This is a genomic window from Evansella vedderi (assembly GCF_030813435.1).
Lineage (GTDB): Bacteria > Bacillota > Bacilli > Bacillales > Salisediminibacteriaceae > Evansella > Evansella vedderi.
The window spans coordinates 115,501-136,303 of the sequence record NZ_JAUSUG010000004.1 but is presented as its reverse complement, the minus strand read 5'-3'; the positions used below and the strand labels follow the sequence as shown (position 1 = coordinate 136,303).

At 38.4% G+C, this 20,803-nt stretch carries 17 protein-coding genes; 8 read left to right on the top strand and 9 right to left on the bottom strand.

Annotated elements, in window-relative coordinates; genetic code table 11:
• Positions 1-30 precede the first annotated feature (30 nt).
• On the bottom strand, positions 31-507 hold the full coding sequence (locus tag J2S74_RS06905; protein ID WP_307323449.1) for a hypothetical protein: 477 nt from the start codon (positions 505-507) through the stop codon (positions 31-33).
• 235 nt (positions 508-742) lie between these two features.
• Between J2S74_RS06905 and J2S74_RS06900 the strand changes: the two genes are divergently transcribed.
• Entirely contained in the window at positions 743-1,660 is a 918-nt protein-coding gene (locus tag J2S74_RS06900) for a diacylglycerol kinase (RefSeq protein ID WP_307323735.1), read from the top strand.
• 57 nt (positions 1,661-1,717) lie between these two features.
• Here the strand turns inward: J2S74_RS06900 and J2S74_RS06895 are convergent, their stop codons facing one another.
• The 7 genes from J2S74_RS06895 to J2S74_RS06865 all read right to left on the bottom strand — a co-directional run bounded on the left by J2S74_RS06895 (position 1,718) and on the right by J2S74_RS06865 (position 8,996).
• Positions 1,718-2,632: a hypothetical protein gene (locus J2S74_RS06895; RefSeq protein ID WP_307323446.1), complete on the bottom strand. Its 915-nt coding sequence runs from the start codon at positions 2,630-2,632 to the stop codon at positions 1,718-1,720.
• Positions 2,633-3,021: 389 nt separating this feature from the next.
• On the bottom strand, positions 3,022-4,266 hold the full coding sequence (locus tag J2S74_RS06890) for a DUF418 domain-containing protein (RefSeq protein ID WP_307323444.1): 1,245 nt from the start codon (positions 4,264-4,266) through the stop codon (positions 3,022-3,024).
• A 141-nt stretch (positions 4,267-4,407) separates the two neighbouring features.
• Positions 4,408-4,821 (bottom strand): DUF948 domain-containing protein, encoded by a 414-nt coding sequence (locus J2S74_RS06885; RefSeq protein WP_307323441.1) that lies wholly within the window; start codon positions 4,819-4,821, stop codon positions 4,408-4,410.
• A gap of 283 nt (positions 4,822-5,104) precedes the next feature.
• A complete protein-coding gene (locus J2S74_RS06880) occupies positions 5,105-5,737 on the bottom strand; it encodes a pyridoxamine 5'-phosphate oxidase family protein (protein ID WP_307323438.1) in 633 nt (210 codons plus the stop codon).
• Between the two features lie 24 nt (positions 5,738-5,761).
• Entirely contained in the window at positions 5,762-6,709 is a 948-nt protein-coding gene (locus J2S74_RS06875) for an ArsA family ATPase (protein WP_307323435.1), read from the bottom strand.
• A 24-nt stretch (positions 6,710-6,733) separates the two neighbouring features.
• Entirely contained in the window at positions 6,734-6,997 is a 264-nt protein-coding gene (locus J2S74_RS06870) for a cory-CC-star protein (protein ID WP_307323432.1), read from the bottom strand.
• 253 nt (positions 6,998-7,250) lie between these two features.
• Complete coding sequence (locus tag J2S74_RS06865) at positions 7,251-8,996, bottom strand: carbon starvation CstA family protein (RefSeq protein WP_307323429.1); 1,746 nt, start codon at positions 8,994-8,996, stop codon at positions 7,251-7,253.
• Between the two features lie 292 nt (positions 8,997-9,288).
• Here J2S74_RS06865 and rlmD point away from each other — a divergent pair, with 292 nt between their 5' ends.
• The 5 genes from rlmD (at position 9,289) to J2S74_RS06840 (ending at position 14,875) form a co-directional block, all read left to right on the top strand.
• Positions 9,289-10,659, top strand: a complete 1,371-nt coding sequence (gene rlmD / locus J2S74_RS06860; RefSeq protein ID WP_370875981.1) for a 23S rRNA (uracil(1939)-C(5))-methyltransferase RlmD — start codon at positions 9,289-9,291, stop codon at positions 10,657-10,659.
• 18 nt (positions 10,660-10,677) lie between these two features.
• On the top strand, positions 10,678-11,124 hold the full coding sequence (locus tag J2S74_RS06855) for a hypothetical protein (protein ID WP_307323420.1): 447 nt from the start codon (positions 10,678-10,680) through the stop codon (positions 11,122-11,124).
• A gap of 200 nt (positions 11,125-11,324) precedes the next feature.
• Complete coding sequence (locus tag J2S74_RS06850) at positions 11,325-12,374, top strand: serine hydrolase domain-containing protein (RefSeq protein ID WP_307323417.1); 1,050 nt, start codon at positions 11,325-11,327, stop codon at positions 12,372-12,374.
• A 349-nt stretch (positions 12,375-12,723) separates the two neighbouring features.
• Entirely contained in the window at positions 12,724-14,151 is a 1,428-nt protein-coding gene (locus J2S74_RS06845) for an amidohydrolase family protein (protein ID WP_307323414.1), read from the top strand.
• A gap of 172 nt (positions 14,152-14,323) precedes the next feature.
• Positions 14,324-14,875: a DUF3231 family protein gene (locus tag J2S74_RS06840; RefSeq protein WP_307323411.1), complete on the top strand. Its 552-nt coding sequence runs from the start codon at positions 14,324-14,326 to the stop codon at positions 14,873-14,875.
• Between the two features lie 154 nt (positions 14,876-15,029).
• On the opposite strand, the gene J2S74_RS06835 is transcribed toward J2S74_RS06840, so the two are convergent.
• Entirely contained in the window at positions 15,030-16,709 is a 1,680-nt protein-coding gene (locus J2S74_RS06835) for a methyl-accepting chemotaxis protein (protein WP_307323408.1), read from the bottom strand.
• 516 nt (positions 16,710-17,225) lie between these two features.
• Here J2S74_RS06835 and J2S74_RS06830 point away from each other — a divergent pair.
• Together J2S74_RS06830 and J2S74_RS06825 are read left to right on the top strand one after the other, a co-directional pair.
• Positions 17,226-18,956, top strand: a complete 1,731-nt coding sequence (locus J2S74_RS06830; protein ID WP_307323405.1) for an ABC transporter ATP-binding protein — start codon at positions 17,226-17,228, stop codon at positions 18,954-18,956.
• Positions 18,949-20,802 carry an ABC transporter ATP-binding protein gene (locus tag J2S74_RS06825; protein ID WP_307323402.1) on the top strand — a complete coding sequence of 618 codons (1,854 nt, stop codon included), beginning with the start codon at positions 18,949-18,951 and terminating at the stop codon, positions 20,800-20,802. Before J2S74_RS06830 ends, J2S74_RS06825 begins: the two co-directional genes overlap by 8 nt.
• Position 20,803: the final 1 nt, after the last annotated feature.

Sequence of the window (20,803 nt, the reverse complement as noted above, 5' to 3'; positions counted from 1 at the left end):
GCGGTAGTCATTGTTCTGAATATGAAAGATTTACAGGGCTTCGTTTCCCTGTTCTTTTTGCCTCTGCTTCTTTAGTTTTTCCCAGTTAATCTGTAGTAAAAGAGTGATGTGGTAATAGACAGCAGCTGCAGCTATTCCAACAATAATATTCGTTATGGATTCTTCAATGGAAAAGAAGAATTGTCCACTAGCAATGGAAGAAATGGCAGCGTATATCATCATTATGATGATACCAGCAATACCATACAAACTAAAGGAGCGAAAGTAATTTTGTACAGTAGTGGCTAATTTATCTTTATGCTTTTTCAGGAGTGAGTCCACCAGGTAGGATGCAGGAATTCCTCCTAAGATAAATACAGGTGCTGTATAAAAGCAGTATATTCCTAATAAAAGTCCAAAGCTTAGTTCTCCAGCGCTTTGAAATGTATATTGAAAACCGGCAGCAAGGGCACTGAAAATGACAACGGATAAAACAGATATGAAAAATCTGTGAAAGAATTTCGACATTTCTGTGAACCTCCTTTTAACTTTATCTTAAAGGATACGGAATTAAGATGAAATGATTTTGCTCACAGTAGCAAATTTTAATAAAAAGGAAAAAGGGAATAATAAGTACTTGTGGCCCTTATGGGTATCAAGCTTTTCCAAAATAATAATAACATTTTCGTTCTTTTTCCGTGGCAGGAATGATATACTGTCCATGTAAACTGAAGCTAGAAAGAGCTTGGGGGAAAGGGTAATGATAAAACGGGCGAGATTAATATATAATCCTTCTTCAGGGAGGGAACAGGTCAAGAAGCAGCTTCCATATATTCTTGAGCAATTAGAGAAGGTTGGCTATGAAGCTTCAACCCATGCCACTACAGGGAAGGATTGCGCAAAAAAAGCTTCTAAATTGGCCTGTGAAAGGGAGTTTGACTTAATTATAGCTGCGGGTGGGGACGGTACTATCAATGAAGTCATTAATGGAATGGCAGAACAACATAATCGCCCCACACTTGGAATTATTCCTGCAGGAACAACGAATGATTTTGCCCGTGCTTTAAATATACCTAGAGATATTCAAGAAGCGTGTAAGGTCCTTTGTAATGGACGTATGAAATATATTGATGTGGGAAAAGTGGGGTCGCAATATTTTATTAATATTGCAGCTGCTGGCACGTTAACAGAGCTTACCTATGAGGTTCCAAGTAAATTAAAGACAATGATTGGGCAAATGGCTTATTATGTAAAGGGATTTGAGAAGTTACCACGAATTCGTCCGAGTGAAGTTACTATTGAGTATGATGGGAAGCTGTTTGAGGGAGAAATAATGCTATTTCTAGTTTCCAATACTAACTCCGTTGGCGGGTTTGAGAAGCTAGCGCCCAATGCACATATTAACGATGGTCTATTTGACTTAGTGATACTAAAGAAGACTAATTTAGCGGATGTAGTTAGGATAGTGAGTGCGGCTCTCCGAGGAGAGCACATTCATGATGAACGGATTATTTATGTACAGGCTAGCAGAATAAAAATTCATACAAAGGATGAATTACAGCTAAACTTAGATGGTGAATATGGTGGGAATCTCCCAGGGGAATTTGTAAACCTCCATAAGCATGTACAAATGCTTGTACCAAATAAAGAGGTGCAATGCCTGCTAGAAACAAGGAAATAATAAGATGAGGAGGACTAAAAAGTTTAAAACATAACCTTTTTAGTCCTCCTCTATTTATTATGTAGAAGTAACTTCTAAGCGCTCGTAATTTTTCAGTGTATATAATGTTTTCACAGTAAGGGCACCTTGCCATTCCTTTTTCGCTTTATTTTCCCAGACATCCCGATATTGCCCCCATTCCCAAAATGGAACCCATGATCCATCCTCCTGTTGATGCTCGATCTCATAATCTAAATTCAAGGATATAACATCTTCGAGCACGTTATAGAGTGGGGAGTTAGGTGTAGGTGCTAACCACAATGGCTTTGCACAATAACCCCCCCATTTGGAAGGATCTAAAGTGACTATATCACGGGCCCACTCCCTTAAAACATCAACAATCATTGTTTTTCCTGGGTCTGGAATTTCCTCTGCTAAACGTAAATAGCATAATGCCTCATGAAATTCTATAGGTGTACTTCGATTTTCTAGGTGTTGAAATACATGATCGTGAAACGTAGGAAGAAGGTCCTCTGGGATGATTTGGGGATATGTATGGTAATAGCCAACGATTTCAGCCCCGGGATTCACTTCAAATTGAGACTCATGCTCATTAAAATGCCACCAGTCTGCATGGGGAAAGTTATTCATATGAGGCATTTTTAAGGGCCAGTTATGGTAGTAATTATATGTATCGGTAAAATATTTCATTGCTTTCTTTACGAATGGATGCTGCCAGCTTGCCTGAACTTCCCTTGCGTATTGCATGGCTACGGAGGTTGCAATTGGACTTGATTCAACCGATTGAATGTCTGGTTCGATCCCTTTACCAACGCCCCCATCTTTATTTTGATATTTCATCAATTCGTTTAACACGGCACTCTTTTCCCCATTGAAAAAGTGATATTCCAATACCCGACGATCTAGAGGGCGTGCATTTGTGAAAATAAAGTTAACAGCCCGTTCAAATTGTTCCTGAGAGAGTCTCTTCATAAGATTTGCTCCTCCATCTAATATTATTGTTGGATGCTTATCTATCGAAATTAGGAGTCAAAAATATATAAAATTGGAAAATGTCTCATTCTATTTTACCATATTAAATGCAAAAAAATGGAACAATATATCTTATTTTTGAAAAATTTATAATATTTTTCCATTAAATATAAGGTCTATTTTCGTAACCTTGTTGCTTTTTTATGAGCTTAGAGAAGCGAAAGGTGGAGACTCCAGCGACTAGCAGTACATCATGAATTGCCTGCGGAACCAGGACGGTGACATTACGCCTGTAACGTATCCAAGCTAACACAAGATATAGGCACTATTCCTTGCGAAAAAAGAACTACCTCTTTAGTGGTTATAGTGAAGAGGCAGTTTATAGGACATTATTTTGGCCGTTTCAAGGCTTGAACCTTAAGATATGTTCCAGAACGCCAGAGCCATTCCATTGGACCATAATGGTGGTGTTTAAGCCACTTGCTGCTAATGGCCATTTGTAATGCGAAAAAGGTAATAGCTAGAATGGTACCTGGCAGGGTACCTAGCTTTCCAAATAAACCTAAACCATAGCCGTAAAAAATAGTAGTCATGACGATAGATTGTAATAGATAATTGGTTAATGCCATTCTCCCGACTAAAGCAAAGCCTCTAAATATTTTTATAGAGTCAAGCTTAGAAAATAGTAAGGTAAATCCTGTAATATAACCAATGCCTAATATAGGACCACCAATGAAATACCCGTAATAATAAAGTGCGTTATTAGTGGTAAATACCATCGCTCCTTTGAGTATGATTCCAATAGTTAACATGATTACAGTTAGCTTAATAAGCTGTGGACGGTGTTCCTTTAGATTGTGCAGCCATCGTTTCTTCGCTATATAGCCCCCTAGCAAAAACAATATTAAGGCTTGGAGAACCAGCATAATAAATGTCAAAGCACTCATGAAGCTTGCAAATATTTCCCGTTCCAATGGATCCATTTCTATCCCTAAATCCGCTTTAGCATAGGGATTTGCAGTAAAACGGTGGGTAACAACTTCTGTGTAGGTGCCAGTTGAAAAAACATCTTGTTCTATTTCTACAAATGGCTGCAGGTCTATCTCTGAATCGGGATCCTCTGGGAGGATCCCCATAGAATGAATAAGTGCAGTTAATACAATTGCCCAAATCAACAAGGTTTTTGGCTGTCGTTTGATAAAGAGCATAAATAGAAAACCAGTAATGGCATAGGTAAGAAGGATGTCCCCATCCCATATAAAATACTTATGGATAAATCCAATGATCAATAGTAAGACTAATCTCCGGAAAAAGAGCTTATTAAAGGAGTGAGTCTTAGATAAAGAGCGTTCATACATAATAATAGCGCCGAATCCGAAAAGAATCGAAAAGATAGGGTAGAAGCTTCCTTGAAATAACCATTCAATGATGATGTTAGTAGTTTGGTTAGGAAAGGATTGGACCGGGATGCTAAATTTAAACCCAACCGTACCATATTGAAAGGCGAGCATGTTTACAATTAAGATGCCAAATAATGCGAAACCACGAAGGCTGTCAATATGGTTCAACCGCTCACTTGCATCCAGAGGAGTTAACCTCCCTAGTGACTCTCTCTTGTTATTCTGTTCGTCCATTTGGAATTCCCCTTCATTCATCATCTTTCTTTTAATCGTAACTGATATGGAAAATCAAGTAAATAAAAACAATTAAAGGACATAGACCGGGTCTGTGAACAAATGTTCATGAACCCGGTCTGTGACAAAATTGTGAACTGTTTATTGTTTTTTCCTTGTTAAGTAATAAATAAACGCTGCGCCTCGAAGTATTCCTTCTAAATTATTGCGGTCTAGAATTTCTGTTCCATCTGCTGTCCTTTGTGCCTTTGCTCCGGTTATTCGAACAAGGGAGGATGTCATATGTTGGGCCGACTTTCCTGCATCATTAACCGTGTCGAATAGAGGGTCCAGTTTTTTTAACTTATCATTAACATTTAACAGGGTTTCGTTTGTTGTGTTCAGTACTATTGCTGTTTCACTAGTAATGTCTTCAATACCCTTCTGTGTAGTTGTAATGGTATCCGCTGCAGCCCCAAGAGTTTTTTCTAAATTTTTTATAACTGGAATCATAATGAACACGAGAATCGCAAATCCGATTGCTAAAATAAATACACCAATACCTAACCAATCCATACATATCACCTCGTACTTGTAAAATTATTCAAAGCTCGTCATAATCTGAAATTATAATTTTAGGCGTTTCAACAGCTTATTGAGACGCGAAATCCTTGTTTGCCCCCACTTTCGCGATTCAAACCCTACTTTTGTCAATTTATCTTCCGATTATTTGGGCTGCAGTCGTCCTTTACTTCATAACTTCTGGTAACATAATTAATTCTTCCTATAAAAACATCTTCCCCCTTAGGATGACCAAAAAAGAAAAGCTGACACCTCTCATCAGCTTACTTTTACAACATTAATATAGGTCATTCTTATAACTGTTTTGCAGGTGTTTTTCCATTGCTTCAACTGATTGATCCTTCATATTGGCATGATCCCTAAGCATTTTTGCAGGGTTAGGAAGGAGATCCTTTGCCGGCCATGTTGAAGGTTTCCAAAGTTCGGAACGTTTAAAGGCTTTTGCACAGTGAATGAAACATTCTGTTATAGTAACAGCAATTGCTACAGCTGGTATTTGTCCTTGAACTTCCATTTTTTCTAACCACTTTATATCCGTAATTAACACGGCTTCTCCGTTAATCCGTAACGTTTCTTCCAAACCAGGTATAAAAAATTGTAGCCCCACATGGGAAGTCTCTAAAATATTTTTCATAGAATCTGCTCGCTTGTTTCCTTTACGTTCAGGGATGAGTATAGTTTTTTCGTCAATGACATAAACAAAGCCAGGAGCATCACCACGTGGAGAAACATCACATTGTCCTTCTCTGTTCGATGTGGCGACAACAAGGAAAGGGGCGCGGTTAAGAAATTGAATACACTGTTCATCTAAAGAAGTAATCACTTTATTTTTCGCTAAATCGCTAGGTTCCCCAAGAAGAGATAGTAACTCTGCTTCTGATTGTATAATATGATGAAAATGATTCCCCATTGATAAGTTCCCCCTTTATATAAATTAGCTAATTTCTTTTTTCCACCGTCCTGCGACTGTTTCTAAGTGGTGGAGTGTAGAAATATCTTCTTCTAGTAATTCCATTCTTATTTGAGGTATGTTATGGAACATCTGCTCAATTTCCTGTAAGTAGGAGAATTGTTGTTCCTTTCTCTTTTGAAAAAATGTACCATCCACCTCATCGGGTAATACTTTATTTACGATAATACCGAGAACAGGAATGTTATGCTTGTTCAATGTATCAATACCCCTTTTTGCCTCTTGGATAGGGAGTCTCTCTGGGTTTAAGACAAAAAGGAATCCTGTCATTTTAGAGTCTAATAAAATATCACGGACTCTTTTAAATTTATCTCTTCGCTTCTGCAGTGTTTGGTAAATAGGATCTTCCACAGGTTCCCCATCATTAAGGAGCTGTGTGTAATGTTCATTCGTTTTACGACGGCGTTCAAGCATACCATCCATCCACACCCCCATCATTTCTGGCAGGGAAACAAGTCTTAGTGTGTGTCCAGTTGGGGCAGTATCAAAAATAATTAAGTCAAACTGTTGTAATTCTTCTAAAATAAGGGAGGTGATACGGTCAAAAAGGGCTGCTTCATCGGCACCCGGGCTCGTTTTTGCCATATCTATTTGCCTGTGAACCTCTTCGATCATCGTTGCACGAACTTGTCCCTGTAAATTTTCTTTTACTTGCTTTATGTATCGTTCGCTTTCCTTTTCAGGATCAATTTCCATTACGTATAGGCTGTCACGAACCTTTTTAGGTTCTCCTTTAAGTCTTGTATGGAATAAATCGCTTAAGTTGTGGGCCGGATCTGTAGACACAAGGAGAACTTTCTTACCTAATTGACTAGCAGCCATGGCAATGGCAGATGCAGAGGTAGATTTTCCTACACCACCCTTTCCTCCAACAAAAATCACTTTTTTATCTAATAAATTTAAGTTTGTCATCTATTTATGAACCTCCTCGACACTTTAACAACAGCGAAACCCGGTTAATGGGGACTTGTCCATGCCCATTCGTGTATGCCAATCGTGAAACTTCTCTAGCATATGGGGGTAAAGCTCTAATGTGTAATAGAAAGCTGGATTTGGAATTCCTAGCATATCCGAATAAAGGAGCAGCATGAACAGGTCATCTTCCTCTTGAAGCTCCCGTATTATTTCCGTTCGATGCCCGGTCCGCAGAATTTCATCGTATAATTGGATAATTCTTTTTAGACGTTCCTGGAAGGACATATTGACCACTCCTTACATGTACTTTGATAAATTGGATTCTATTTAACTATTCTTCTTTCGTATGGTATTTACCTGTTTTTATATGGCTGTTTTCTGAAAGAGGTTGTTTTTAGAAGAATAGAATATGACTTGGATACGCTACAGGTGGACGCCTTCCGCTTCTCCAAGTTTTTCAAAATGAAACAAAGTTCGAAAAAAGCCTTTCAAAAAGAGAGTGGCTTCTCCTGAAAGAGAAGCCACCTACTTTGAAATATTACACTGCTTTATTTTTAGGTACATTTGGCTTATTATTTCGTAATGCAGCGATTGCTTCTAGCAAAATCCAAGCAGCGAAACCAAATATGATAGATCCTAAAACGAATAGCAACAAGTTAGGGTTAGCTCCAGCGAAAGGCGACCAATCTAACAGAAGCTGTCTACCCATAGCAAACAAGGTCATTGCCAGTAAGAACACCATTGGTATTAGCGTTGGTAAATAGTTTCTTCCTTGGCGCTTTAACCATATTGTAATTAGTAGTAATGTTATAGCTGCTAACAATTGATTGGATGTACCGAATAACGGCCATAGAACATATCCACCTGAACCAAATCCGTTTGGACCTTCCGGTAATAGGACGAGTGCAGCACTAGAACCGACAGCGATAGTTGTAGCAACATGTGTCTTCGTAAGGGACATAACCTTATATTCCTTACCAAGCTCTGAAATAATGTAACGCATTAAACGAATAGATGTATCTAATGTTGTAGCAGCGAAGCTTACAACAATAACGGCTACGATAGTAGTAGCAATGTCAGCAGGAATAAAGATTCCTGTTGCTAGTTGTCCTGCTCCTTGAACAAAGTTTCCTAATCCACCACCATTAGCAGCAGCAAAGCCACTATATGCTTCCAAGAAGCCTTCGCGGGAAGTAAACAACGTACCAACTGCAATGATGGAAGCTAAAGCCAGTAGCCCTTCACCGACTGCTCCGCCGTAACCAACCATTCGTGCTTGAGGCTCCCTATCTAGCTGCTTACTTGTCGTACCCGAAGCAACAAGACCGTGGAATCCAGATATGGCACCACAGGCAATGGTAATAAATAGGATAGGTATCCAAGGTACGTCTGTTGCGGCACTGTTCATAGCTGGTGCAGTAATGGTTGGGTTAGAGAAGAATAACCCTAGGTATAAAATAAGTAAACCGACTACTAATTGGTGGGAGTTGATGTAATCACGTGGCTGTAGTAACTTCCACACCGGTAAAGTAGAAGCAATATATACATATACCATTAAAATAATTATCCATACGAAGAAGGAGAAAGCCACACCATTTAAACCGAAGGCAACAATGTTTTCCTCTCCCCCAAACCAGCTTTTTAAATCAATTTGTAATGCAGGAACTTTAGAAGCTAATACAGCTGCAGCATACATGGTTCCCAACGCTGCTAAGGAAGGCCATAGCATTCCTCCTTTTTTCCTGTATACAACATAACCAATCCAAATGGCCAGAGGAATTTGGATGAATACAGATAATACTGCCGATGGGAAATTGATGAAAAGGTTGGCGATAACCCAAGCGAATACAGCATTAACCATAAGAACAAGAATCAAGATAATGAATAAGAATAGAATCTTTGCCCGTTGACCAATAATCTTATTGGCTAATGTTCCAACCGATTGCCCTTTATTTCTGACAGATAAAACAAGGGCACCGAAGTCATGGACACCGGCAGCAAATACAGTTCCTAATAATACCCAGATAACAGCTGGTACCCATCCCCAATAGATAGCAATGGCAGGACCTACAATTGGTGCGGCACCGGCAACTGACGTAAAATGATGTCCCCACAATACCCATTTATTTGTAGGAACAAAGTCTTTACCGTCATTAAATTCATTGGCTGGAGTCACGAAGTTTGGGTCTAGTCTGTAAATCTTCTCTGCAATAAACTTAGAATAATAACGATAACCTAGAAAAAACACAAACATACCTATTAAAGCTAATAGAATACCACTCATTCTTTTCCCTCCAATCATATTTATTCAGTTTCATTATTGCACTTTGTCCTTTTAAAGAAAAAAAGGAAAATAGGCCAATTTATCCCATTTTTAAAGCGCTTTCATTTATTTTCTCGACCTTTCTCCCTATTTCTTATTTTTTCAAAAAAATCAGATTTGAGGAAAACTTTTGTATTAAATGTTCATTTATTGGAACTCAATTTATTCAATGCTTCAAAGTTTTTTTTATTAAGATCGATTATGGTACAATCATGTTTAGAAAAAATGTGGTCAGAAAGGGAATCGTACAATGATGGCAGAAAAAGCACCTGTATATAAAAACCAATTAATAGAGCTTACATTTGAGGACTTAACTCATGATGGGGCTGGGGTAGCTAAATTACAAGGATATCCAATCTTTGTACAGCGGGCTCTCCCTGGTGAAACTGGAGATGTGAAGATTACAAAGGTTAAAAAAAATTATGCCTTTGGCCGACTTTTGAATATAACGGAAGAAAGTAAAGATCGAGTAGAGGCACCATGCCCAATATTTAAACAATGTGGTGGCTGTCAGCTTCAGCACTTAAGCTATCCTGGCCAGCTAAAGCATAAGGAAAAGCATGTTCGAGATGTCCTTGAAAGAATTGGAGGCTTAACAAATGTAACTGTGCATCCCACATTAGGAATGGAGGATCCTTGGAATTACAGAAATAAGGCCCAGGTTCCTTTTGGGGAAGAAGAAGGAGGACTTATTGCAGGATTCTATGCGGAAAGAAGCCACAAAATCATTGATATGGAACGTTGTATGATTCAACATGAAGCAAATGACGACGTAGTTCAGCTTATTAAAAGCATTGCCCAAAAGTATGGAATAAGGGGCTACGATGACAAAGCTCATAAAGGAACCCTTCGCCATGTTGTTACTAGATACGGAAAAGTAACGAATGAACTTATGGTTGTCTTAGTGACAAAGGGGAAAGAACTCCCAAATAAGAAAAATGTCATTCAAGAGATTTGTGATACCCTTCCAAATGTAAAATCAATTGTTCAAAATATAAATCCGAAGCGGACAAACGTTATTTTTGGCGATGAAACAGTCGTCCTTTGGGGTGAAGAAGTTATCTACGATTATATAGGTGATATCAAATTTGCCATTTCTGCAAGATCTTTTTATCAAGTGAATCCTGAACAAACAAAGGTTCTATACGATAAAGCGTTGGAGTACTGCAAACTGACAGGAAAGGAAACCGTAATCGATGCCTATTGCGGTATTGGAACAATCAGTTTATTTCTTGCTCAGAAAGCTAAGCATGTTTATGGAGTAGAAATTGTGCCTGAAGCCATCGTAGATGCAAAAAAGAATGCCCAGATAAATGGAATGGATAATGTGGATTTTGCTGTAGGGGAAGCGGAAAAGGTAATCCCTTGGTGGTATGCACAAGGTATTCATGCCGATGTAATGGTAGTAGATCCACCGAGAAAGGGATGTGATGAATCCCTTTTGGAAACAATTGTAAAAATGAAACCTTGCAGATTAGTATACGTATCCTGCAACCCTTCTACATTGGCAAGGGATTTGAAGTATCTTGAACAGCAAGGATTTACCACAAAGCAAGTTCAGCCAGTGGACATGTTCCCCATGACAGCCCACGTAGAATGTGTCGCGGAAGTAATTTTATCATAGGAAATTGAGGAGATTATAATGAGACCGAAAAAAGCAATAACTATTGCCCTCGCAGCAGTTCTTTTCTTTGTCTATTTTATATTTATATATGAACGCGATTTTGAAAGACCGGAAGATGTACGGGATGACATCTGGTATACAACCTATGAATATATGGAGGAAATCCTCGTCTACTCCTCTCCATACGAACCCATGAGTGAGGAGCAGTTTCAAAAATACGAAAATTTTGTTACGAGCTATAGCTCTGATCCTAATAGTGAATTGACAGAGAATGAAAACGAAATACTGTATCATTTCAGGGGACTAGCTTACTATGCACAACAGTTTCGTATCCTTTACCAGGAATGTGGAGAATGCCATACTCCAGAATCAGATGAGTATTTAGATAAAATGTGGGAAAGTGAATTAGAGTTAATCCGCATCTATGATATAGATGCCGTTGAGTTTTATAATAACGCCATTTAAATACAAGTTACATGAAGAATGTCCTGAATTTGCAAAAGGACATTCTTTTTATTTTTGTAAAGCAGCCTCACTGAAGCTTGTAAAATGTTTTTCGTAAATCCCTCATTTTTATTGGATGAGTTAAATATCATTAACTAAAGCATTCTTTAAAATTCTGAATAAAATATAGTCACATTTTAATAAATTATGGAGGGAAGCCAGTGTTAAGTAGATCCGAAATATACGAAATCGTTAATAACTTACATGACCGTCTTCCTTTATCTGGAGTTGTATATGTGAAAGAAAGAAATAATATTATGTTCGAATCCGGGTATGGGTTTGCCAATAGGGCTGATGATATAAGAAATAATGTAGACACTAGATTCAGTATAGCAACAGGAAGTAAGTTATTTACGGCCATCGCAATTTGTCAATTAGTTGAAAGGGGCTTGTTTCATTTCCAAACACGCCTGAAGGATTGTTTAAATTTTACATTCCCAAACTTTGATGAAAATATAACCATTCACCATTTATTGACCCACACCTCGGGTATTCATGACTATTTTGATGAAGATACAATGGAAGATTTTGAGGAACTTTGGGAAGAGCGTCCCATGTATAATTTTAAAACTCTAAAGGACTTTTTACCTTTGTTTCAAAAAAACTATATGAGATGTAAGCCGGGGGAGCGATTTCATTATAATAATGCAGGCTATATTCTATTAGGTTTAATAATAGAGGAGCAAACAGGGCTTTCCTTTACTGATTATATTGAGAAGAATATCTTTAAAAAATGTAGAATGAATAGCTCCGGATACTTTTTCCTCAATCAATTGCCAACTAATACAGCTATAGGATACATTTACGACGAAAAGTCTGCCTCGTGGAGAACAAACATCTACTCTATTCCTATACGGGGAGGAGCGGATAGTGGCGTATTCATAACAGCCCCTGATATGGTTAAGTTTTGGGAATATCTATTTAAGTATAAATTATTAAGCAAAGAGTTTACGAAAAAACTTTTAACCGCCTATGTTCAATTAAATGAAAACGAGTATTATGGATATGGTCTTTGGATCACGAAAATATTTAATTCCATATTTAATTATCATGTAAAGGGCCATGCTCCGGGAATAAGCTTTCACTCCGCAGTTTACCCAGCATTAGGACTGAAGATTGTCGTTACCTCTAACCAACAGGAAGGACCCCAGCTTGTCATTCAAGAAATTGAAGATAGCCTTATTGAACCACCTAAATTCCCAACTATATAACATAATGAAACATAAAGTCGGCCTCAGTTTTGAAGTCGGCTTTTTTTGGAGCTTGTTTGCGGGAGGGGAGGTGTCGAATTATGTGGTTTTTTGTGGAATCACACATATAGGGTGAAAAATCGCACATAGGAGCTGCAAAATCGCACATAGTGGCAGAGTTTTCGCACATAGAGCACCGATAATCGCACATACAACAATATTCAGCCCCTTCTATTGTCATGACTATCTAATTAGATAACCAAGTTAATCATTTGGAAAATGATTTACCCAAGTGGTAACTGAAAAATGTTCTTTAAGTTAAAATATAGTAAAATTGAAAAAAGACAAACTCAAGGAATGGGGTTGCATAATGAAGGTAGACATTCTCATAACAAATGGATTTGTAGTAACAATGGAAGGAAAAGGGGTAGGCATGATTGAAGACGGTGCTGTCGCCATTAAAGGAAATAAAATTGAAGCTGTTGGCAGTACCCACGATCTCCTAAGGGATTACACTGCAGACAGATTAATTGATGCGAAAAATAAATTAGTTATGCCAGGGTTCATTGATGCACATATACATACGGGACTGTCGATTATTCGTGGTGTAGCTCAAGATATGACAAACTGGATGCAGAAGGGCATCTGGCCATTTTCCAAGCATGTTACAACAGAGGATAATGTGAAAGGGTCTATGGTAAATATTATTGAGGGAATTCAAGCTGGTACAACAACCTTCGGCGATTACGATAAGCATATGACAGAGATCGTTCATAACTATATTAAGGTTGGTGCCCGTGCCAGGGTTGCTGAGCTTGTAAATGAGATTCCAGATAATATAGGTGATCTGCCAGTTGGGGAATTGTATCCATTCCACTCCTCCATCGGGGAAGAGAAGCTAAAACGTAACCTAGAGCTCATGGACAAATACCACGGTAAGGAAAATGGAAGAATTACTAGTATTTTAGGCCCCCATGGTCCTGATATGATGAGTCTAGAGCTCCTTCATGAAATGAAAGGATTGGCGGAAAAATACGATACGAAGCTCCATATGCATGTAGCTCAAGGTGATCGAGAAATTGATCAAATAGAAAAACGTTATGGGAAGCGAAGCATTGACTTTCTTGAGGAAAATGGATTTTTAAACGATCGTTTAATTGCTGTTCATTTAACGGAAGCAACAGATGAAGAAACGGAACGAGTGGCGAAAAGTGGCGCTGGAATGATTTATTGTGCAGGAAGCATTGGTATTATAGATGGAATTGTAACTCCAATGCTGAAGTTCATTGAAAGTGGTGGAACGGCCTGTTTAGGGTCAGACCAAGCACCAGGAAACAACTGTAACAACATGTTTAATGAAATGAAGTTTGCTGCCATTTTAAATAAAGTAAAATATACCAATCCAGTGGTGTTCAACGCAACGTTAGCATTGAGGTCTGCCACTATTGAAGCTGCTAAAGTATTGGGATTAGAGGACGAAGTAGGGTCGTTACGTCCTGGTAAAAAAGCAGACATTATCCTTATTAACTTAGAGGAACCAACATTTATGCCAGTACTGACTAGTCCTGTCCGTAATATTATTCCAAATTTAGTGTACTCTGCACGTGGCCATGAAGTAGAGACATCGATTATTGATGGTAAAGTAATAATGGAAAATCGCAAAATCCTGACTATTGATCAACAACAAGTCATAAAAGAGGCTCAAACAGCTGCAAATGGAATTGCAGAACGGGCTAGGGAGGATATATTGGAAGCAGAAAGTGATATTTTGACAATGATGAGAGAAGGTATGCTGTAAGTTCGAGTGCTGTTATTATTTGCATATTCTACTTTTAATGGAAAGCAGTTAAATCAAATGATTTGGCTGTTTTCTACTTTAAATAATGTTTTCTTTTCTAGAAGTTTGATTAAATTTTTAACATTTTTTATAAGTAAAAGGGCAAAATAATAGTTGTTTAGGAGGTGCTAGGATGTCCAATCCGTTTGAGGCTATTTGGAATACACTTAAAATAGCGGTTGATAATGTAGACGAATCGAAGGCACCGCTGCATGTTATGGAAGTAGGTGACTGTTGGAAGTATACAACAATGGTTGAAGAGTTTATTCGTTATGAGGAAATTGGGTTAAATACCTCTACGGATGACGAAATTAAAGAGATGCTTACGGACATCATTCGTCTGTGTGAATCCCATGTAAGAAAAATGACTCAATTTATGAGAGAAGAGGGTATACCATTGCCTGATGTTACATCAGCAAAACCAACATCAAATCCAAATGATATTCCTTTAGGGGTAAAGCTGACGGATGATGAAATAGCCAATGGTATAGCATTTAAATTAGTCCAATGTATACTTACCTGTGCGGAAGGACAAGCAAATGCTGTACGAAATGATGTAGGTATAATGTGGCTCCAATTTTATTCTGAATGGGTTACAGCAGGGACAACATTAAAAACGCTTATGCGTAAACGGGGCTGGTTGAAGGTACCACCATATTATTATCCTCCTGGGTCCCCAAATTAATAGTAAAAACCAACTCCAGTTAATGAAGTTGGTTTTTGGTTGTTTAAAGAAACTATATTTTTTCTGAATATGGATAACTGTGGCTGGATAATCGTCTAGCTTCAGTGCCTACTCGCTCGTGAGCAAGGCGCTTGCGATTTTGTTCTTAGCAGCCTTAAAGTTTAAAATTATTCATTTCATCTTTAAGCTCCATGGCAACTTCACTTAAAGAGTCTGCTGAATTTGCCACTTCTTCCATGGAAGCTAGTTGTTCTTCCGTTGTTGCAGCAATGGTTTGTACATCAGATGCCGTCTTGTTGGACATATCCCTCACTTCCTCAACAGAGGCTGCTACTTCCTGAGAGTTAGCGGATAACTGTTCAGAAATAGCCGATACATCATGAATTTGTTCCGCCACTTTCTGAATAGCTGCATGGATATCCTGAAAGGCTTGTCCAGATTCTTCAAAGAGCTTTGAACCTTCATTTACATCTTTAGAAACTGTCAGCATCGATTCCACAGAAGAATCTGTAGCTTCCTGAATTAACATGACGAGGTCAGCAATTTCTTTCGCTGAAGCTTCTGATTGCTCCGCTAGTTTACGAACTTCATCAGCAACAACGGCGAATCCCCTACCATGTTCTCCAGCACGGGCTGCTTCAATGGCTGCATTAAGGGCTAATAAATTCGTCTGGTTAGCAATTTCCGTTATTGTCTTCACAATAAGACCAATCTGCTTGGATTGATCCCCTAGTTTTTGAATGGTTTCATTTGTTGTATCCACTGAGCCGTGAATGGATGCCATTTGTGCCAATGCATTTGTAATGGACTGATTCCCTTTTTCTGCTAACTTAGAAGACTGAAGGGCGGAATCTGCCACTACAGATGATGAATCGGCAATTTGCTGTATTCCTAAAGAAATTTCCTGCATGGATTCGGAACTAGTATTAGCATTATTTAAGGTCTGATCTGCACCATTTGCTAATCCTTCCATTGTGCTTGCCACTTGAGTGGTTGCCGTTGAAGTTTCCGAAGCGCTTGATGATAACTGCTCTGAAGAAGAGGCAACATGCTCGGAAATGGAGTTAATTTTAACAACCATTCCCCTTAGGTTTTTCACCATATCATTCATAGAGTTTGTCAGGACGGCAATTTCATCCTTGGTTTTAACCTTTAACGGTTCACCGCTTAAGTCTCCGGTGGAAAGTCTTTTTAAACGCTTAACTACAAGTAAAATAGGGTTTACTATTTGTCTAGGAATAGCAATGGATAGGAAAGTAGCAATAATAATTCCAACTCCAGTTAATCCTAGCATAATGAGAATTAATTGTTCCCCTTGATTAATAACACGATAAGCTTGAGTTCTCATTTGATTTTGTTGATCGCTGGCTAACGTATTGTATCTGCTTGTTAAGTCAATTACCATTGGGTTAATATCTGTTTCAAAAACACGATTAGCCCTAAAGAAACCACCTCTTTGTGCCTGTTCAATAACGTTTTCCCTAACCTCTGCCTCCCAAGCACGGCTATCCTCAATGAGTTGAATCACCTCAGAACTGTTTTCTGCTGCTAACAAAGCTTCTTCCAATTCATGGCTCTCATTCGTTAAAGTCTCAAAACCTATTAAATATTCATCATCTTGATACATTAAATAAGCTCTTAATAGGGAGGTTCTCTCGGCGATATTGTAATTTAATTCCTGGGTAGTAATAAAGGTATCCAGTTCTTCTTCTAATATGTATTCTATATCATCATTAAAATCCATAAGGACGTAAGCGCTATAACCAGTGATTCCAGCAAGTATAGCCAATAGAATACCGAAACTTAAAAATAATTTCAATTTTAAACTTTTCATACCTTCCTCCTTAATATTTATAGTTTAGATTCCACAGATAATGAAGACTTTCATGTTATGTATGATGACTAATTTATGCAGAGTGAGTAGGTGAGGTGGTGTATTAAGTCTAATTATATTTAATAATTCGACAATATAAAATAGGTCCAATTAATATATTGATGAAATCTGTCAAATTCCTGCGGAACTTATTAAACAAGTAAATTTATATGAAGGAAGAGAAAATATTGAAATAAATTAATAATTTCTGGTAAAAGCATTTTTCTCTATAAAAATCATCATTTTATGATATTGTAGAAAGAGAAATTATTTCGGCGGACGAAATTGTAACCATTTAAACTCAATTGTTAGAATATTTCGCATCTGACTTGGAGTGAAAGGCGGCGACTCCAGCGTTGCCCGTGGGCTGCCTTTAGGCGTAATGGATCCGCCTGTAACGGATTCGAGTAATAATCTTTTAGAAAACAGTTTTGTTATAACTTCATCATAGAGAAAACCATTATTGGAGGATGAATCATGAGAAAAGTACTTTCATTTCTTGGACCGTATCGTTTTGCTGTATATATGGCTCTATTTTTTACTTTTGTAGAATTAGGAGTAGAACTCTTTCAGCCCTTTTTATTGGCTAGAATTATTGATGATGGAATCGTAGCGGGGGACATGTCTGTTGTAGTCCTTTGGGGTAGTGTAATGGTAGGGATGTCTTTAATTGCCTTTGCTGCAGGAATTCTTAATTCCTTTTATGCTGCCCATGCTAGTCAGAGCACTGGATATGATATGAGGAGTGCCCTTTTTAATAAGGTACAATCCTTCTCCTTTGCAAACTTCAGTCAGTTTCCCACCTCTTCCCTAATTACAAGGATGACTAACGATGTAACCTTACTACAAAATGCTATGTTTATGGCACTAAGGATTATGCTTCGGGCTCCTTTACTCGTTATTGGTTCCGTTATCATGGCTCTCATTGTTAATGTGAAGCTAGCACTCATTCTAGTGGTAGCTGTTCCCCTTCTAATTACATTCCTTATCTTTATGATGAGTAAGGCGGGGAGAATTTTCCGATCTGTACAAGAAAAGCTTGATGGTGTAAACGGTGTTATGCAAGAAAATTTAGCAGGGATACGCCTAATTAAAGCATTCATTAGAAGAAAACATGAATCAAAGAGATTTTCTGAAGCCAGTGGTCAATTAAGAGATAGAACGGTGAAAGCATTAAGACTCGTTGAACTCTCCATGCCAGTTATTCTTCTTATTATGAATATTAGTATTATGGCGGTTCTATGGTTTGGTAGCTTCGAGGTACAAACTGGTGGAGCTACAGTAGGGGAAGTGGTAGCCATTGTTAACTATACTACAAGAATGACGATGGCCTTATCTGTTTTTTCCATGATCGTTATGTTTTTCTCAAGGGCAAAGGCATCTTCTGCTCGTATTGTTGATGTTTTAGAGACGGAAGTGGATTTAGTAGATACGGAGGAAAGTAATGCAGCAACTCGTATTACCGATGGAAAAATTGTATTTAATTCCGTATCCTTTAAATATCCTGACACAGATACGTATGTCCTTCGGAACGTTTCCTTCGAGGCGAAGGCAGGGGAAAGGGTGGCAATCCTAGGGGCAACTGGATCTGGGAAGTCTACGCTGTTCCAGCTTATTCCTCGCTTATACGATGTAGATGAAGGAAAGATAACCATCGATGGAAAGGACATTCGGGACATGAAGCTAAATGTTCTTAGGAAGCAAATTGGCTTTGTACCTCAAGAGGCAATGCTATTTACGGGAACAATTCGAGAGAATATTGCATGGGGGAAAGAAACGGCAACAATGGAGGAAATTGAGCTAGCCACAAAGCATGCCCAGCTCTATGAAACCATTAAAGATCTTCCAAATGGTTATGAGACAAGATTAGGCCAGAAAGGTGTTAATCTGTCAGGAGGACAAAAGCAGCGCCTTTCCATTGCGAGGGCATTAGTAAGAAACCCTAAGATATTATTACTAGATGACAGCACAAGTGCTTTAGACGTGAAAACGGAACAGAAGCTGTTGAAGTCATTAAAGGAATATTCCTGTACGACACTCATGATTACGCAAAAAATGAGTACGACAATGAAGGCAGATACGATTTTATTACTAGAGGACGGAGAGCTCTTAGCAAAAGGGAGTCATGACGAGTTGATGAGAAGTTCCACCCTTTACCAAAAAATATATCAGTCACAATTCGGGGATGGAGGGACACACCATGCTTAACAAAATAAAAGAGCCTTTTCAGCACCGAAGAATTAAAATAGACAGCACCACTAGTAAATCAAATGATAATGAATATACCACAAGGAAAAAGCCGAGGGTTGAAAATTGGTGGGGCACCCTAAAGAGAATTTGGAAGTATTTATCGGAAAGTAAAGGTTTAATTACCCTTGTACTTTTCTTAGTAATACTTAGCTCCTCCATGGCTTTGTTAGGGCCTTTCCTTGTTGGGTGGGGAATTGATGCATTCATTGAGACCCAAAATACTAGCGGAATAGGGTATTTGTTGGCAGGTTTAGCTGCCGTTTATGTTCTTCATTCCCTTTCTGTATGGCAGCAAGCTTTTTGGATGATTCGTATTGCGCAGAAAACCGTCTATCAAATGCGAACGCAACTTTTCCGGCATCTTCAAAAACTACCTATTCCGTTTTTTGATAAAAGGCAGCATGGGGAATTGATGAGCCGGGTCACAAACGATATGGAAAATGTAAGTAATGTATTGAACAGTTCTGTTATTCAAATTTTTACTAGTGTACTAACATTAATAGGTACATTAACAGTAATGCTTTGGCTAAGCCCATTATTAACGTTCATTACTTTACTTATTGTTCCGGCAATGGTTTTCGGAATGAAATGGATCACGAAAAGGACCGGAGTACTCTTTAAAGAGCAGCAAAAAAACTTAGGAAGATTGAATGGGCATATTCAAGAGACCATGTCCGGTCAGCGGATTGTTAAGACCTTTTCCCAAGAAGATAAAGTAATTGGAGAATTTAAAGAAAGAAATGAACGATTAAAGATTTCCGGTTTTTGGGCCCAAACCTTTTCTGGGTTTATTCCAAAGTTAATGAACGTTTTAAACAACTTAAGCTTCGCTGTTATCGCGGGTGTCGGTGGTATTTTAGCATTTAACGATGTGATTACAATTGGTACTATTGTAATTTTTGCAGAATATGCTCGCCAGTTTACGAGACCTTTAAATGACTTGGCTAACCAATTTAATACTTTACTCTCTGCTGTTGCCGGTGCGGAACGTGTTTTTGATATTATGGATGAAGAAGAGGAAATGAAGGATGAAGGAAATGCCGTAGAGTTAGAGAAGATTACAGGGGATGTGAGGTTTAGTGATGTATCCTTCTCCTATGAGGAGGATGGGGATACAGTAAATAACGTTAGCTTCCATGCTTCTCCTGGAGAAACGGTGGCCTTTGTAGGACCAACTGGTGCTGGAAAAACAACAATGATCAATTTGCTATCCCGTTTTTATGATGCAGACAGTGGAAGTATACTCATCGACGGTCATGAAATAAAAACCATTAAACGAGAGAGCTTAAGAAAGCATATGGCCTTTGTACTTCAAGATTCCTTCTTATTTCACGGAACCATCAGGGAAAATATTCGATACGGGAGATTAGATGCCACTGACGAAGATGTGGTGGAAGCGGCTAAATTGGCTAATGCCCATTCCTTCATCATGAAGTCAGCAGATGGATATGATACGTTTATTGATGCAGATGGTGGTGGCATTAGTCAGGGACAAAAGCAATTATTATCCATTGCTAGGGCGATTCTAGCTAATCCAACAATATTGATTTTAGACGAGGCGACGAGCAGTATTGATACTGTAACGGAGATTAGAATTCAAGAGGCATTACAGCGACTGATGAAAGGAAGAACAAGTTTTGTCATCGCCCATCGCCTGAATACGATCCAAAAGGCAGACCAAATTATTATCTTAAAGGATGGAGAAATCATCGAGAGGGGCTCCCACACATCTCTATTAAGACAAGATGGGTTTTATGCGGAACTGTATAATAGTCAATTGAAAAAAGAGGCGATGCTTGGATAAC

Coding starts and splice junctions, on each gene's coding strand:
- J2S74_RS06840 (WP_307323411.1), top strand. CDS start 14,324: ATGTCCAATCCGTTTGAGGCTATTTGGAATACACTTAAAATAGCGGTT.
- J2S74_RS06885 (WP_307323441.1), bottom strand. CDS start 4,821: ATGGATTGGTTAGGTATTGGTGTATTTATTTTAGCAATCGGATTTGCG.
- J2S74_RS06875 (WP_307323435.1), bottom strand. CDS start 6,709: ATGACAAACTTAAATTTATTAGATAAAAAAGTGATTTTTGTTGGAGGA.
- rlmD (WP_370875981.1), top strand. CDS start 9,289: ATGGCAGAAAAAGCACCTGTATATAAAAACCAATTAATAGAGCTTACA.
- J2S74_RS06865 (WP_307323429.1), bottom strand. CDS start 8,996: ATGAGTGGTATTCTATTAGCTTTAATAGGTATGTTTGTGTTTTTTCTA.
- J2S74_RS06870 (WP_307323432.1), bottom strand. CDS start 6,997: ATGTCCTTCCAGGAACGTCTAAAAAGAATTATCCAATTATACGATGAA.
- J2S74_RS06895 (WP_307323446.1), bottom strand. CDS start 2,632: ATGAAGAGACTCTCTCAGGAACAATTTGAACGGGCTGTTAACTTTATT.
- J2S74_RS06880 (WP_307323438.1), bottom strand. CDS start 5,737: ATGGGGAATCATTTTCATCATATTATACAATCAGAAGCAGAGTTACTA.
- J2S74_RS06845 (WP_307323414.1), top strand. CDS start 12,724: ATGAAGGTAGACATTCTCATAACAAATGGATTTGTAGTAACAATGGAA.
- J2S74_RS06825 (WP_307323402.1), top strand. CDS start 18,949: ATGCTTAACAAAATAAAAGAGCCTTTTCAGCACCGAAGAATTAAAATA.
- J2S74_RS06835 (WP_307323408.1), bottom strand. CDS start 16,709: ATGAAAAGTTTAAAATTGAAATTATTTTTAAGTTTCGGTATTCTATTG.
- J2S74_RS06855 (WP_307323420.1), top strand. CDS start 10,678: ATGAGACCGAAAAAAGCAATAACTATTGCCCTCGCAGCAGTTCTTTTC.
- J2S74_RS06830 (WP_307323405.1), top strand. CDS start 17,226: ATGAGAAAAGTACTTTCATTTCTTGGACCGTATCGTTTTGCTGTATAT.
- J2S74_RS06905 (WP_307323449.1), bottom strand. CDS start 507: ATGTCGAAATTCTTTCACAGATTTTTCATATCTGTTTTATCCGTTGTC.
- J2S74_RS06890 (WP_307323444.1), bottom strand. CDS start 4,266: ATGGACGAACAGAATAACAAGAGAGAGTCACTAGGGAGGTTAACTCCT.